At 68.5% G+C, this 15523-nt stretch carries 13 protein-coding genes; 9 read left to right on the top strand and 4 right to left on the bottom strand.

Annotation, left to right across the window (positions count from 1 at the left end):
- Window positions 1-40: 40 nt before the first annotated feature.
- From tig to RS82_RS20115, 6 genes are all read left to right on the top strand, one after another.
- Entirely contained in the window at window positions 41-1570 is a 1530-nt protein-coding gene (gene tig / locus RS82_RS20140; RefSeq protein WP_045302775.1) for a trigger factor, read from the top strand.
- 157 nt (window positions 1571-1727) lie between these two features.
- On the top strand, window positions 1728-2321 hold the full coding sequence (locus RS82_RS20135) for an ATP-dependent Clp protease proteolytic subunit (protein WP_045302773.1): 594 nt from the start codon (window positions 1728-1730) through the stop codon (window positions 2319-2321).
- A gap of 32 nt (window positions 2322-2353) precedes the next feature.
- Window positions 2354-3031, top strand: coding sequence for an ATP-dependent Clp protease proteolytic subunit (locus tag RS82_RS20130; protein ID WP_045302771.1), 678 nt, complete (start codon window positions 2354-2356; stop codon window positions 3029-3031).
- Between the two features lie 204 nt (window positions 3032-3235).
- Window positions 3236-4504 (top strand): ATP-dependent Clp protease ATP-binding subunit ClpX, encoded by a 1269-nt coding sequence (clpX, locus tag RS82_RS20125; protein WP_045302769.1) that lies wholly within the window; start codon window positions 3236-3238, stop codon window positions 4502-4504.
- Between the two features lie 31 nt (window positions 4505-4535).
- Complete coding sequence (locus RS82_RS20120; RefSeq protein ID WP_045302767.1) at window positions 4536-5525, top strand: serine hydrolase domain-containing protein; 990 nt, start codon at window positions 4536-4538, stop codon at window positions 5523-5525.
- Between the two features lie 9 nt (window positions 5526-5534).
- Window positions 5535-6653, top strand: a complete 1119-nt coding sequence (locus RS82_RS20115) for an epoxide hydrolase family protein (protein WP_045302765.1) — start codon at window positions 5535-5537, stop codon at window positions 6651-6653.
- 7 nt (window positions 6654-6660) lie between these two features.
- On the opposite strand, the gene RS82_RS20110 is transcribed toward RS82_RS20115, so the two are convergent.
- Window positions 6661-8712, bottom strand: a complete 2052-nt coding sequence (locus RS82_RS20110; RefSeq protein WP_052676947.1) for a M3 family metallopeptidase — start codon at window positions 8710-8712, stop codon at window positions 6661-6663.
- Between the two features lie 120 nt (window positions 8713-8832).
- Here RS82_RS20110 and RS82_RS20105 point away from each other — a divergent pair, with 120 nt between their 5' ends.
- From RS82_RS20105 to RS82_RS20095, 3 genes are read left to right on the top strand one after another with little or no spacing between them, the layout of a single operon-like run.
- Complete coding sequence (locus tag RS82_RS20105; RefSeq protein ID WP_082496912.1) at window positions 8833-9471, top strand: ArsR/SmtB family transcription factor; 639 nt, start codon at window positions 8833-8835, stop codon at window positions 9469-9471.
- Window positions 9468-9698, top strand: coding sequence for a hypothetical protein (locus RS82_RS20100; RefSeq protein ID WP_045302761.1), 231 nt, complete (start codon window positions 9468-9470; stop codon window positions 9696-9698). The genes RS82_RS20105 and RS82_RS20100 overlap by 4 nt, the downstream gene beginning before the upstream one ends.
- A complete protein-coding gene (locus RS82_RS20095; RefSeq protein ID WP_045302759.1) occupies window positions 9695-11047 on the top strand; it encodes an MFS transporter in 1353 nt (450 codons plus the stop codon). Before RS82_RS20100 ends, RS82_RS20095 begins: the two co-directional genes overlap by 4 nt.
- A gap of 9 nt (window positions 11048-11056) precedes the next feature.
- Here RS82_RS20095 and RS82_RS20090 read toward each other — a convergent pair whose 3' ends face one another.
- The 3 genes from RS82_RS20090 to RS82_RS20080 form a co-directional block, all read right to left on the bottom strand.
- Window positions 11057-11305, bottom strand: a complete 249-nt coding sequence (locus RS82_RS20090; RefSeq protein ID WP_045302758.1) for a hypothetical protein — start codon at window positions 11303-11305, stop codon at window positions 11057-11059.
- 1 nt (window position 11306) lies between these two features.
- Window positions 11307-13907: a valine--tRNA ligase gene (valS, locus tag RS82_RS20085; protein WP_045302757.1), complete on the bottom strand. Its 2601-nt coding sequence runs from the start codon at window positions 13905-13907 to the stop codon at window positions 11307-11309.
- Between the two features lie 145 nt (window positions 13908-14052).
- Window positions 14053-15390: an MFS transporter gene (locus RS82_RS20080; RefSeq protein ID WP_045302755.1), complete on the bottom strand. Its 1338-nt coding sequence runs from the start codon at window positions 15388-15390 to the stop codon at window positions 14053-14055.
- Window positions 15391-15523 lie beyond the last annotated feature (133 nt).

Raw genomic sequence — 15523 nt, 5'->3', positions numbered from 1 at the left:
GCCGCGGCCTCGCGCGGTCCGATAGAGGAGAAGTACAGGCATGGTGAACAGCACCGTCGAGAAGCTCAGCCCGACCCGGGTCAAGCTGCACATCACGGTCAGCCCCGACGAGCTCAAGCCGTCGATCAAGCACGCGTACGAGCACATCGCGCAGGACGTGCAGATCCCCGGCTTCCGCAAGGGCAAGGTGCCCGCGCCGATCATCGACCAGCGCATCGGCCGTGTCGCGGTGCTCGAGCACGCCGTCAGCGAGGGGCTCGACACCTTCTACCGCGAGGCCGCCGCGGCCCACGAGCTGCGCGTGCTCGGCCGCCCGTCGGCCGAGGTCACCGAGTGGCCGAACGAGAAGGACTTCTCGGGCGACCTCGAGGTCACCGTCGAGGTCGACGTGCGTCCCGAGTTCGACCTGCCGTCCTTCGAGGGCACGACCGTCGAGGTCGAGGCCGTCGAAGTCGACGAGGCCGCGATCGACGAGGAGCTGGACCGCCTCCGTGGCCGCTTCGGCACGCTCGTCACGGTCGACCGTCCCGCCGCCACGGGCGACTTCGTCGAGCTGGACCTCGTCGCCGCGATCGACGGCAACGAGATCGATCGCGCCGAGGGCGTCTCCTACGAGGTCGGCTCGGGCGAGCTCCTCGAGGGCATCGACGAGGCCATCGACTCGCTCACCGCCGGTGAGGACACCACCTTCCGCTCGAAGCTCGTCGGTGGCGACCACGCGGGCGAGGAGGCTGAGGTCTCGGTGACCGTCAAGGCGGTCAAGGAGCGTGAGCTTCCCGAGGCCGACGACGACTTCGCCCAGATCGCGAGCGAGTTCGACACCATCGCCGAACTGCGTGACAGCCTCAAGGAGCGCGTCGGCCAGCAGGGCGCCTTCACGCAGGGCTCCGCCGCGCGCGACAAGCTGATCGAGACGCTCCTCGAGCAGGTCGAGATCCCCGTCCCGCCGCAGCTCATCGAGGACGAGGTGCACAACCACCTCGAGGGCGAGGGCCGGCTCGAGGACGACGTCCACCGCGCCGAGGTCGCCGAGGCCAGCGAGAAGCAGTTCAAGACGCAGATGCTGCTCGACAAGATCGCCGAGTCCGTCGACGTGCAGGTCTCGCAGGACGAGCTCACGCAGTACCTCGTGCAGTCGGCCGCCCAGTACGGCATGGCTCCGCAGGACTTCGTGAACGCGCTGCAGGAGGGCAACCAGCTTCCCGCCATCATCGGCGAGGTCGCGCGCAACAAGGCTCTCGCCGTCGCACTGGGCAAGGTGAACGTCGTCGACACGAACGGCAAGCCCGTCGACCTCAGCGGCTTCGTCGCCACCGAGGACGAGGAAGAGGTCGTCGAGGAGGCGGAGGAGATCGCGGATGCCGCAGCCGACGCCGAAGCCGTGATCGAGGCGGAAGAGGCCGAGGCGGCCGACAAGCCCGCCAAGAAGGCCCCCGCGCGCAAGCCCGCCGCGAAGAAGGCGGCCGCTGAGGACGACGCGTCCGCCGAGAAGGCTCCCGCCAAGAAGCCGGCCGCCAAGAAGCCGGCCGCGAAGAAGGCCCCGGCCAAGAAGGCGGCCGACGCCGAGTGACACTCGTCTCGGTCGGTTGACCGATTGACGGAAGAGGACGGATGCCGCAGCATCCGTCCTCTTCTGTCATGTGTGCGCTCTGCCCAGGGCGAACACGGGCGGGTCGTTCGCAAGGCGCCGGTAGATTCGATGGCGACCCAAGGAAACAGGAGTACACATGGCCGAACCACTTGTCGCGACCAGCGTCTTCGACCGGCTGTTGAAGGACCGCATCATCTGGCTGGGCTCGGAGGTGCGTGACGACAACGCCAACGAGATCTGCGCGAAGATCCTGCTTCTCGCCGCTGAGGACTCCGAGAAGGACATCTACCTCTACATCAACTCGCCCGGCGGCTCGATCACGGCCGGCATGGCGATCTACGACACGATGCAGTTCGTGCCCAACGACATCGTCACGGTCGGCATCGGCATGGCCGCCTCGATGGGCCAGCTCCTGCTCACGGCGGGCACCAAGGGCAAGCGCTACATCACGCCGAACGCCCGCGTCCTCCTGCACCAGCCGCACGGCGGCTTCGGCGGCACCGCGAGCGACATCCAGACGCAGGCGCAGCTCATCCTCGACATGAAGAAGCGCCTCGCCGAGATCACTGCCAAGCAGACGGGCAAGTCGGTCGAGCAGATCAACGCCGACGGTGACCGCGACCGCTGGTTCGGCGCCGAGGAGGCACTGGAGTACGGGTTCGTCGACCACATCCGCGAATCCGCGAGCGACGTCATCGGCGGCGGCGGCACCGCCGGCTCCTCGAACTGAACGACCCGAAGGCGAAAGAGAGAGAACCCGGAATGCAGACCCCCACCTTCGGCGGAGCGCCGATGGCGCCCCAGGGCCTCCAGATGCCCGGCAGCCGCTACATCCTGCCGCAGTTCGAGGAGCGCACCGCCTACGGCTACAAGCGTCAGGACCCGTACAACAAGCTGTTCGAGGACCGCGTCATCTTCCTGGGCGTCCAGGTCGACGATGCCTCGGCCGATGACGTCATGGCCCAGCTGCTCGTGCTCGAGTCGCAGGACCCCGACCGCGACATCATCATGTACATCAACTCGCCCGGCGGCTCGTTCACGGCGATGACCGCGATCTACGACACGATGCAGTACGTGTCGCCGCAGATCCAGACCGTCGTCCTCGGCCAGGCAGCATCCGCTGCGGCCGTGCTGCTCGCCGCCGGCGCACCCGGCAAGCGCCTGGCGCTGCCGAACGCGCGCATCCTGATCCACCAGCCCGCCGTCGGCGAGGCCGGCCATGGTCAGGCGTCGGACATCGAGATCCAGGCGGCCGAGATCCTGCGCATGCGCACCTGGCTCGAGGAGACGCTCGCGAAGCACTCGAACAAGACGCAGGCCGAGGTCAACAAGGACATCGATCGCGACAAGATCCTCTCCGCGGAGGAAGCGGTCACCTATGGCCTCGTCGACCAGGTGCTCACCACGCGCAAGCGCGGCCAGCAGGCCCTGACGAAGTAGTCGCTCCGCGTCGATCCACGCAGAGCTCACGCCCCGCCGCCCGGATGACCGGGCGGCGGGGCGCTCGCGTGGGCGGCCCTGGGTTCTCTCTCCGCGAACCCGGGTCGTCCACAACGTGCGTCGCAATGCCGCCGCATGTCGGCCTCAGCTATTAGGCTCGGAGAACAGCTGGGGGGCTTGCCCCCGACGTACGAGGAGGAGCGCATGGCACGCATCGGTGAGAGCGCCGACCTGTTCAAGTGCTCCTTCTGCGGCAAGAGCCAGAAGCAGGTCCAGCAGTTGATCGCCGGCCCCGGCGTCTACATCTGCGACGAGTGCGTCGAATTGTGCAACGAGATCATCGAAGAGCGTATGGCCGAGTCGTCGTCCGGTGTCGTCGCCGACTTCGACCTGCCGAAGCCCCGCGAGATCTTCGCGTTCCTCGAGGAGTACGTCGTCGGGCAGACCGACGCCAAGCGTGCCCTCTCGGTCGCCGTTTACAACCACTACAAGCGTGTGCGCGCGCACGGCACGATCCAGTCGGCCGAGCAGCGCGCCGACGAGATCGAGATCGCCAAGAGCAACATCCTGCTCCTCGGCCCCACCGGCTGCGGCAAGACCTATCTCGCGCAGACTCTCGCGAAGCGCCTCAACGTGCCGTTCGCCGTCGCTGATGCCACCGCGCTGACCGAGGCCGGCTACGTCGGCGAAGACGTCGAGAACATCCTCCTCAAGCTGCTGCAGGCCGCTGACTTCGACACGAAGCGCGCCGAGACCGGCATCATCTACATCGACGAGGTCGACAAGATCGCGCGCAAGGCCGAGAACCCCTCGATCACCCGCGACGTCTCGGGAGAGGGCGTGCAGCAGGCGCTGCTCAAGATCCTCGAGGGCACCGTGGCATCGGTTCCGCCACAGGGCGGCCGCAAGCATCCCCACCAGGAGTTCATCCAGATCGACACGACGAACGTGCTGTTCATCGTGGCCGGCGCGTTCGCGGGGCTGGAAGACATCATCTCCTCCCGCGTCGGCAAGCACGGCGTCGGCTTCGGCGCCTCGCTGCACCGCAAGGACGAAGACCTCAATCTCTTCGGCGACGTGCAGCCGGAGGACCTGCACAAGTTCGGCCTGATCCCCGAGTTCATCGGCCGGCTCCCCGTCGTCGCATCGGTTTCGTCGCTCGACCGCGAGGCCCTCATGGAGATCCTCACCGAGCCGAAGAATGCGCTCGTGAAGCAGTACCACCGCATGTTCGAACTCGACGGGGTCACCCTGGAGTTCGATCGCGAGGCCCTCGAAGCGATCGCCGACCTCGCGGTGGCGCGCAAGACCGGCGCGCGCGGACTTCGCGCGATCCTCGAGGACGTTCTCGGACCGATCATGTTCGAGATCCCGTCGACCGACGACGTCGACAAGGTCATCGTGACCCGTGCCGCCGTCGACGAGGGCGCGGCGCCGACTCTCGTGCTGCGGGAGAAGCGCAAGAGCGCCTGACCGGGGTTCCACGACCCCGGGAGTGCCGTACATGGCCGACGTCGTACCGGATCTCGAGGGCTTCTGCGGCGTCATCAGTGCGCGTCGCGGCCACGACGACGTGCTGGGCGAGTGGGCTGTCGGGCTCGCCGACCGGACCGCGGGTGCGCCGAACACACCCACGACGCGGTTCGGACTCGCGAGCGGTACGAAGACCTTCACCGCCCTCACCACGCTCTCGTTGATCGGCGACGGTCTGCTGCGTCAGGACACCCCCGCCCGTGAGATCCTCGAGGACGACCTGCCGCTCATCGCCGACGACGTGACCATCGAGCACCTGCTGAGCCACACGTCCGGCATCGGTGACTATCTCGATGAAGAGGTCGATGCGCTGGCGCCCCTGAGCCTGCCGGTGCAGCGTCTCGATTCCACGCCCGCCTACCTGCCGATGCTCGACGGCTTCCCGACGAAGTTCCGCGCAGGCGAACGGTTCTCCTACTGCAACGGCGGCTACGTCGTGCTCGCGATCATCGCCGAGCGCGTCTCGCGCACCCCTTTCGCGGACCTCGTGCGCACCCGCGTCTTCGACCCCGCCGGGATGACATCGACCGGCTTTCCGCGCTCCGATCTGCTCCCGCCAGGCACCGCCACGGGCTACAAGGACGACGGTCGCACCAACGTGTTCGAACTGCCGGTCGTCGGATCGGGCGATGGGGGAGCGCACTCCACCGTAGGCGATCTCCACCGGTTCTGGCTGGCGCTCCTGGCGGGGCGCATCGTCGATCCCTCGCTCGTGGCGCTCTTCACCGAGCGGGTCACCGCCGACGCCGGCGACGGGCTCGGCTACGGCCGCGGGGTGTGGCTCGATGGCGAGGATCTCGTCATCGTGGGCGGGGATCACGGCGTGGTGGCGGTGAGCCGGCACCACCCGCCGACGGGCACCACCGTCACCGGCCTCGCGAACGTGGAGGTGCCGACCTTCGTCCGTGTGCGCGAGTTGATGGGCGCGATCCGGGCGGCCGGTGTCGGAAGGGCCGACTAGCGTCGGGCCATGCCCACCGTTCGTCCCTTCTCGATCCACGTGCCCGACCCCGCACTCGCCGATCTGCAGGGGCGCCTCGATCGGTTCCGGCCTCTTCCGGAATCACCCCGGCGACCGCCGTCGGGGATGAACGCCGACTATCTCGCCACCCTCGTCCAGGCATGGCGCGACTGGGACTGGCGAGCACGCGAGGCGTGGCTGAACGGGCACGCTCAGTTCCTCGCCGACATCGGCGACGCCACGATCCACTTCGCGCATCTGCGCTCCGCACGCGACGACGCGCCCGCGCTGCTGGTGATGCACGGCTGGCCGCACACGTTCGCGCTCCAGCTCGACTTCGCGGATCTGCTGCCCGACTTCCATGTCGTGGTGCCGAGCTTCCCCGGTTTCGCGTACTCGTCCGCGTACGCCGAGGGCCCGATGACGGAGACCCGGCTCGCCGCGACGATGCACGGCCTCATGACGGAGGCGCTCGGCTACGAGACTTACCTGACTTACGGCGAGGACGTGTCCGCGAACGTCAACGACTTGATCGCGGGATCGTACCCGGAGGCGGTGACCGGTGTCGTCGTCACCCACTCGCACTTCCCGTCGATGGCCGAGCGCTCGCTGCTCACCGCCCCTGACGAGGTCGCCTTCTTCACACGCCTCGGGCAATGGGGCGGAACCAACGGCGCCTACGGGCATGTGCAGGCGACCCGGCCCGACACGCTTGCGGCCGCCCTCAACGATTCACCCGCGGGTCTGCTCGCCTGGCTGACAGAGAAGCTCGTCGAGTGGAGCGACACCCCGGCCGCAGACCCGCGCGCGGTCGAGCGGCGGATCTCACGCGACCGCATCCTCACCGAGGCGATGATCTACTGGACCACCCAGACCATCGGCACGTCGTTCCGCCCCTACTACGAGGGCGCCGACCAGCCTGACGAGATGCCGCCGGTCGTGGTTCCGGCATCCGTCCACATCCAACGCCACGAGGGGGACTACCCCGAATCGCTGGCGCGGCGCTTCTACCGCGACCTGCGCACCTTCGAGCGGCTCGACGAGGGCGGGCACTTCGCGATCGCCGAGGTGCCCGCCGTGATGGCCGAGCGGGTGCGCGCTTTCGCCCGCGAGCTCGACCTGCTGTGAACCTGGGTCAGCCCGCCAGTCCGCGGCGCTCGAGCAGCGGCTGGATCTCGGCATCGCGCCCGCGGAAGTCGCGGTAGGCCTCGAGCGGGTCCTTCGACCCGCCCACCCCGAGCAGCCGGCCGCGGAAGCGATCACCGTTCTCGCGACGGAGGCCGCCGTTCTCGCGGAACCACTCCACCGTGTCGGCGTCGAGCACCTCGCTCCAGATGTACGAGTAGTATCCGGCGCTGTAGCCGCCCGAGAACACGTGGGCGAAGTAGGTCGACGAGTAGCGGGTCGGCACGACCGCGTTGTCGAGCCCGATGTCGGACAGTGCGGCCGCCTCGAAGTCCGCGACGTCGATGTCCGCCGCGGCGCCGTCGACCGACAGCGAGTGCCACGCCTGGTCGAGCCATGCCGCCGCGAGATATTCGCTGGTCGCGAAGCCCTGGTTGAACGCCTCCGACGCGTGCAGCTTCTCCACGACCTCGGCGGGCAGCGGCTCGTCGGTGTCGATGTGGCGCGCATACGAGGCGAGGATCTCGGGCCAGTAGATCCACATCTCGTTGACCTGGCTCGGGAACTCGACGAAGTCGCGGTAGACGTTGGTCCCGGCGAAGTGCGGGTACGTCACGGTTGCGAACAGTCCGTGCAGGGCGTGTCCGAACTCGTGGAACAGCGTGGTCACCTCGTCGAGGCTGAGCAGCGTCGGCCGCCCTTCGGCGGGCTTCGGCACGTTCAGGTTGTTGACCACGATCGGCTGCGTGCCGCGCAGCCGCGACTGCAGCACGATCGAGTTCATCCATGCGCCGCCGCGCTTGGTGTCACGCGTGTAGAGGTCGAGGATGTACAGACCGAGCGGCGATCCGTCGGCGTTGTGGATCTCGAACACGCGGGTGTCGGGGTGATAGCCGCCGAGGTCTGCCCGCTCGGCGAACGTGACGCCGTACAGATCGGTGGCTGCCCGGAACACGCCGTCCTGGAGGACGCGCTCCGCCTCGAACCACGGACGCAGCGCGGCGCGGTCGAGGTCGTACTCGGCCGCGCGCACCTTCTCGGTGTAGAACGCCCAGTCGTGCGCCTCCAGAGCGAAGGGCTCCGGCTCGGCGTCGATGAGGGCCTGCAACTTGGCCTGCTCCCGCCGGGCGTTGCGGGCCGCGGGCGCGGCGAGCCGGCGCAGCAGGTCGTGGACCGCCGCGGGGGAGCCGGCGGTCTCGTCCGACGTGATGTACGCGGCGTGCGAGTCGTAGCCGAGAAGCGCCGCGCGCTCGGCGCGGAGGCGAACGATCTCGAGGAGGGTGGCACGGTTGTCGTGCTCGTTGCCGCGCGAGCCTCGGGAGCGGGATGCCGCGAGCAGGCGCGCCCGCGATCCGCGGTCCGTCAGGCTCGACAGATAGGGGTGCCCCGTGAAGAGGGTCAGTGTCACCACCCACTTGCCCTCGAGTCCGCGGTCCGCCGCGGCCTGCGCCGCTGCCGACAGTTCGCCCTCGGAGAGCCCGTCGAGCTCGGACGCGTCGTCGAAAACGATCGCGAGGTCATTGGTGTCGGCGAGGAGGTTCTTCTCGAACTGCGTGGTGAGGGTCGAAAGCCGCTGGTTCAGCTCTGTGAGGCGCTGCTTCGCAGGGTCGTCCAGTCCCGCCCCTGCGTGCGCCATCTCGGTGTGGTGGCGCACCACGAGATACCGCTGCTCGGGCGTCAGGTCGAGCTCGACGAGCTGTTCGTGGATCGTCCTGATGCGCCAGAAGAGGTCCGAGTCGAGCTGGATCGAGTCCTGGTGCGCCGACATGAGGGGTGCGAGCTGCTCCTCGATCTCCTGGATCTCCGCCGTCGCGTCCGCCGAAGACACGGTGTAGAACGTGCGGGCGACGTCACCGAGAAGGCGGCCGCTCTCCTCCAGTGGCACCAGCGTGTTCTCGAACGTCGGCATCGAGCGCACACGGGTGATCGCCGCCACCTCCCGGGTGTGATCCGCGAACGCCTGCTCGAAAGCCGGAAGGTAGTGCTCGGGACGGATGGCTGCGTATTCGGGCAGACCGTACGGCAGCGTGCTGGGGGACAGGAGCGGGTTCTCGTTCGGCATGGCGTCCAGCCTAGTCACGCGGACCAGCTATGCCGAGACTCTTTTGCAAAGCTCCCCTTGCAAACGATCAGTTGCAAAGAGATGGTTGCAAAGAACTCTTTGCATCGCTAATCTGGGGTCATGGCAGAGAACGAGACACCTGAGACCGCGGATGCCGCCGCCCGCACCGAGGAGCGACACAACCAGGATCGTGTCCTCGACTCGGGGGCGCTCAGGGCCCTGGCGCACCCGTTGCGCGTGAAGATCTACGACATCCTCAGCCAGTACGGCCCGCAGACGGCGAGCTCGCTGGCGGAGCGGCTGGGGGAGTCCAGCGGTTCGACGAGCTACCACCTGCGCGCTCTCGCCAAGCAGGACCTCATCCGCGAGGCCGAAGACCGCGGCACCGGCCGCGAGCGGTGGTGGGAGCGTCCCGTCGGGGGCGTGTCGTTCGCCAACCCGGATGCGATGGCGACGCCCGCCGGTCGTGCGGCGACGCAGGTCGTGATGAACGAGTTCCTGCGCAACCGCAATGACCAACTGCTCGACTTCGTCAACCGCGGGATCGGCGGCGAGGACCAGATGTGGCAGGACGGCACGCTGATCTCGACCGCGACCGCACGCCTCACCCCCGAGCAGAGCAAAGACCTGGCGCTCAAGATCATGGCGCTCATCGACGAGACCGTCGACAACTACCGCAATCAGACAGGCGAGAACGTCCGCCCCGTCACCATCCGGGCCGATCTGTTCCCGCTCCCGCAAATAGGAGGACAGTCATGACCGCCATCACGGCAGACGAACTCGCGGCACGTGGGTTCCGGGCATCCGCCACCCGATTCGACCGCGCGCTGCTGCGCGCAGCATCCGCTCTCGACGCGTACGTCGTCGCACGCGTCGAGAAGCGAGACGACGCCGAGGAGCGTCGCGCACGGACCGCACAGGCCGCCGCGATCGGGGCTCGGCGCGAAGCCGAGGCGCGTGCAGCGATGGGACTGCTGCCGCGATGAGCGACAGCGTCGACACGGCCGAGCGGACCGGATCGCCGGCCGGGCGGGCACGCAGGGTCCCGCTCGGCCGCGATTTCGGAAAGCTGTGGACCGCGGCTGCGTTCAGCAACCTCGCGGACGGCCTCGGGCGCGTGGCGGTCCCGCTCATCGCCACCACCCTCACGCGTGATCCGCTCGCGATCTCGGCGATCTCCGCGCTGGCGTTCCTCCCATGGCTCGTCTTCGGCCTGCCGGCCGGCATGCTCGTCGATCGCTTCGACCGCCGGTGGATCATGGCGATCGCCAACGGGATCCGCGGTCTCGCCGCGGTCGGGCTTGCCCTGCTCACCGTCTCAGGCGCGCTCGACATCTGGTGGCTGTTCGCCGGCGTGCTCGTCTTCGGTCTCGGCGAGACGCTGTTCGACAACGCGACGAACGCGATCGTGCCGGCCGTCGTCAAACGGCCGGCACTGGATCGTGCCAACGGCTGGATGCAGGCCGCGCAGATCACGATCGACAGCTTCATCTCCTCGCCGATCGGCGGCGTGCTGTTCACGATCTCGCTCGCGCTCCCGCTATGGGTGGGAGCTGCGGGCTACCTCATCCCGATCGTGCTCGCGGTGATGCTCCCGCTGTCCGCCGCTCGTCCACTGCACGATGCTCGCGCCACCGCGGTGCTGGCCGAGGCTGCGGTCGCAGCCGGCGACCCGCTGGCGGCCTCCGACGAGGCTGCCCAGACGGATGCTGCCGCCACCGCCCCTCCCAACGTCTCGGCTCGGGACGCCCTCGTGTACCTCTGGAACCACAGGTTCCTCCGTTCGATGGTGATCTTCACCTCGATCGTCGGTTCGGCGTTCGCCTTCGCACAGGCACCGGTGTACCTGTACTTCCTCGACGTGCAGCACGTCCCGGCGGCCGCGATCGGCGTGGTCACCGCCGGGATCGGGCTCGGCGGACTCGCGGGTTCGCTGGTGGCCTCGTCGCTCGTCGCGAAGTTCGGCCGCGGCCCGGTGATGCTCGGCGCGAACATCGTCGCGGCTGTCAGCCTCGCGGCGGTGTGGGCGGCCCCCGAGGCGATCACGGGAACCATCGCGTACGGGCTCATGGCCGCGGCCGTCTCCGTGTGGAACGTGCCGTGGGGCGCGCTGCGTCAGACGATCGTGCCAGGCCGCATCTTCGGTCGCGTGCTCGGAATCACGCGCACCTTCACGTGGGGCATCTTCCCGTTCGCGACGCTTCTCGGCGGCTGGGTGGCTCGCATCGATCTGCGGCTGCCGTTCCTCATCGCCGCGGGCGTCACGCTCGTCGCGACCCTGTTCGCCATCCGGCTGCTCCTCTCGGCGTCGCATCACGACGCACCGGAGGAGTGAGCCCGAGGCTCAGGCGAAGCCGTCGTCCGGATCGTGCCGGACGACGGCTTCGCCGTCGGCGTCCAGCGACACGATCACGCCCGTGTCGAGCTCCGCGATCGGCTTGCCCTCCAGCCACGTGAGCGTCCAGCGCGGACGCGGCTGACCGAGCTGGTCGGCGGGGATCGTCTCATCGACGGAGCGGATGCCGCGCACCAGCGCGTCCGGGACGGCCTTCGGCGGTTCGTCGCCGGAGGTCCAGCGTGTTCCGAGCTGCATGTCACGCCTCCTGAGGAGCGAGTTCGACGCCCTCGATGACGAGCTCTTCCGAGCCGTCGAGCAGTTCCAGCGTCTCGATGCGTCCCACGGCCCGCAGGTCGCCCTCCGCGAGTCGCAGGTTCGCGATCGTGAGGTCGTCGGCGCGAAGCGTGAGCGAAGCCACGGCGGTCTTCTGCGAGGCCTTCGCCTCCGTCTTCGCGCGCCGGATGCCGATCAGCGCCGCGCTGACCGCCGTGAGCACGGCGGGGTCGCCCCACTCCTCTTCGGGCGCCACCGGCCAGTCGGCCGTGTGCACCGAGCCGTCGTTGAACCACGACCAGGCCTCTTCGGTCGCGAACGCCAGCACCGGGGCCAGCAGGCGCAGAAGCGCCGACATCGCGGTCCGCAGCGCGAGCGCGGCGGATGCCTGCCCGGCGTCGGTCTGGTTGTACGCGCGCTCCTTGACGAGCTCGAGGTAGTCGTCGCAGAACGTCCAGAAGAAGGACTCCGTGAGCTCGAGCGCGCGAGCGTGGTCGTAGTTGTCGAGCGCCTTCGTCGCGTCGCGCACCACGCCGTGAAGGGTGGCGAGCATCGACGCGTCGAGCGCATGAGTGACCTCGGCGCCCTCGGGCACGGGGAACGACAGCACGAACTTCGCCGCGTTGAGCACCTTGATCGCGAGGCGACGGCCGATCTTCACCTGCGTCGGGTTCTGAGGGTCGAACGCCGCGTCGGTGCCGAGGCGGCTCGACGCCGCCCAGTACCGCACGGCGTCCGAGCCGTGCTGCGACAGGATGTCGGCGGGCGTCACGACATTGCCCTTCGACTTCGACATCTTCTTGCGGTCGGGGTCGACGATGAAGCCCGAGATCGCGGCATCCGTCCACGGCGCGCGGTCGTCCTCGAGGGCGCTGCGCAGCATCGTCGAGAACAGCCAGGTGCGGATGATGTCCTGACCCTGCGGGCGCATGTCGAACGGGGCCACGAGGCTCCAGAGCTGCGGATCACGATCCCAGCCGCCGGCGAGCTGCGGGGTGAGCGAGGAGGTCGCCCACGTGTCGAAGATGTCGTTCTCGCCCTCGAAGCCGCCGGGGACGCCGCGCTGGTCGGCGGTGTAGCCGGCGGGCACATCGGTCGACGGGTCGATCGGGAGCGACGCGTGGTCGGGGGTGAGCACGCGGTCGTAGTCCCGCTCGCCGTTCTCGTCGAGCGCGTACCAGACGGGGATCGGCACGCCGAAGAAGCGCTGGCGCGACACCAGCCAGTCGCCCGTGAGGCCGTTGGTCCAGTTCTCGTACCGCACCCGCATGAAGTCGGGGTGCCACGACATTTCCTTGCCGAGCGCGATGAGCCTGTCACGCAGCGACTCGTCGCGAGCGCCGTTGCGGATGTACCACTGACGCGTCGAGACGATCTCCATCGGGCGATCGCCCTTCTCGTAGAACTTCACGACGTGGGTGAACGGCTTCGGGTCGCCGATCAGCTCGCCGGACTCCTGCAGCAGCTCGACGATGCGCTTCTTGGCGCTGAACACCGTCTTGCCTGCGAGCTCCGCGTACGCCGCCTGTCCGGCATCCGTCGCGATCGCCTCGGGCGCCTCCGACACGACACGGCCGTCGAGGCCGAGGATGGTGCGGTTCGGCAGATCCAGCTCGCGCCACCAGATGATGTCGGTCACGTCGCCGAAGGTGCAGATCATGGCGATGCCCGAGCCCTTGTCGGGCTGAGCGAGCGGGTGCGCGAGCACAGGCACCTCGACGTCGAACAGGGGCGTGCGCACGGTCGAGCCGAAGAGAGGCTGGTAGCGCTCGTCGTCGGGGTGTGCGACCAGCGCGACGCACGCGGGCAGCAGCTCGGGGCGAGTGGTCTCGATGTGGACGTCTCCGGCGCCGTCGGTGCGGTGGAAAGCGACGCGGTGGAAGGCGGCGGGCTGCTCACGCTCTTCGAGCTCGGCCTGCGCGATGGCGGTGCGGAAGTCGATGTCCCACATGGTGGGGGCGAGATCCTGGTAGGCCTCCCCGCGCTCGAGGTTGCGCAGGAACGCGCGCTGGCTGGTGCGGATCGTGTCGTCGGAGATCGTGCGATACGTCTGGGTCCAGTCGACGCTGAGGCCGAGCTGGCGGAAGAGCGCCTCGAAGTGCTTCTCGTCCTCGACGGTGAGCTTCTCGCACAGCTCGATGAAGTTGCGGCGGCTGACAGGCACCTGGTCGGCGGCGCGACTGGACTTGTTGTCGCCGCCTTCGAACGGCGGCGTGAAGTCCGCGTCGTAGGGCAGCGACGGGTCGCAGCGCACCCCGTAGTAGTTCTGCACACGGCGTTCGGTGGGAAGTCCGTTGTCGTCCCAGCCCATCGGGTAGAACACGGTCTTGCCGCGCATACGCTCGTAGCGCACCTTGAGGTCGGTGTGCGTGAACGAGAACACGTGCCCGATGTGCAGGCTCCCGGACGCCGTCGGCGGGGGAGTGTCGACCGAGTACACGCCGGCGCGGCCGACCTGCGCGGCACGGGCGCGGTCGAACAGGTAAGTGCCCTGCCCGGACCACGCGGCATCCCACTTCTCTTCGAGTCCCTCGAGCGCGGGCTTGTCCGGGATCTGACCCTGTGCGGGGCGGGCGTCGGTCATGGCGTCTCCTCGAGCGATATGTGCGGCACCGTGTGTGCGTGCCTGAGTGTGGGATGTCGCTCGATTCTACCCGGGTGTGGATCCACCGGGAAAAGCGAGCGGATGCCGGGGGTCCCGGCATCCGCTCGCGGTCAGGCGTCTGCGCTCAGGCGCCGGTCGTCACGGTCTCCGGGGCACTCGCGAACTCGGGCTCGACGGTGCGGCGGGAAGCGAACCACGCGGACACGAGGGTGATGACCGACATGATCGCGAGGATCACACCCGGGTGCCACCACGCGAAGCCCGTCGCCACACCGAGCTCGAACGTGAGGTAGGGCACGAAACCGCTGATCGTCGCCGCCAGGGCGTACGCGAACGACAGCGCCGAGTACCGGAATCGATCGGGGAAGAGGTCGTTCATGAGACCCCCGAGCGCCGCCCAGGCCATCGTCGGCAGGATGCCGCCGACCAGCATCGTCGCGATGAGGATCGGGAAGGTCGCGAACTGGAGCAGGAAGTACATCGGGAACGTGATGAGGAGTGTGCCCAGGGCGCCCCACACCACGACGTTGGCCGATCCCACGCGGCTCGCCCACACGCCGAACAGCGGGATGGTGACCAGCTGCAGCAGGCCGCCGATCGTGGTCGCGATGAGGAGGTCCTGGAAGCTGAAGCCCAGCTGCTCCACGCCGTAGTTGACCGTGTACGTGTTCATCAGCGAGTACGACCCGATGCCGAGCAGGGCGGCGCCGATGGCGATGGCCATGGCACCGGGGCGCTTCGCGAACATCGTGAGGAAGGGGACGCGGTCGCGGCGTCCCTCGGCGACGACGCGCTCGAACACCGGCGTCTCGGTGATCGACCACCGCAGGTACAGCGACACCAGCAGCAGCGGGATCGCGAGCAGGAACGGGATGCGCCAGCCCCATTCGGCGATCTGGTCCGCCGGGAGGATCGCGGTCAGCACGATGAACACCGTGGCGGACAGGATCGAGCCCACGGGGGATCCGAGCTGGGGGACCGCGGCGTAGAAGGCGCGCTTGAGCGGACCCGAGTTCTCGGTGGCGATGAGGATCGAGCCGCCCCACTCGCCGCCGAGCGAGAGACCCTGCGCGATGCGGAGGAGGATCAGCAGGATCGCACCGAGCCACCCCGCCTGTGCGTAGGTGGGGAGGACGCCGATCAGGCCGGTCGCGACGCCCATGATGGCGACGGTCCACAAGAGGGTCGCACGGCGCCCGAGCCGGTCGCCCATGTAGCCGAAGATCACCGCGCCGATCGGGCGCACGACGAACGCGAGGGCGATGGTGAGGAACGCCGCACTGGTCGCACCGAACTCGCCCAGCGGGTCGAAGAACAGCGGGCCGACGAAGAACGCCGAGAAGTAGGCGAACAGGTAGAAGTCGAAGGACTCGAGGGAGGTGCCCACCATCGACGCCCATGCGACGCGTCGCGTCGGGGCGGTCTCGAGGGCGAGTGCGGGTTCGGGTGCTGCTGCGGTCACGGGCGTCAATCTTGGCACGAGTCCAGAAACCCCGGCAGCGGTCGTCGCATTCCCTCTTGCACAGCCACGGTAGACTCGTCGGACCAGCGCGGATCCGGCCATCACCGGGGAGCTCTCGGAAGAACAGGACCCC

Origin of the sequence: Microbacterium trichothecenolyticum (assembly GCF_000956465.1) — a bacterium.
Taxonomy (GTDB): Bacteria; Actinomycetota; Actinomycetes; order Actinomycetales; family Microbacteriaceae; genus Microbacterium; species Microbacterium trichothecenolyticum.
Note: the sequence above shows the minus strand (reverse complement) of the source record. Positions and strands in the feature narration are given on the sequence as shown.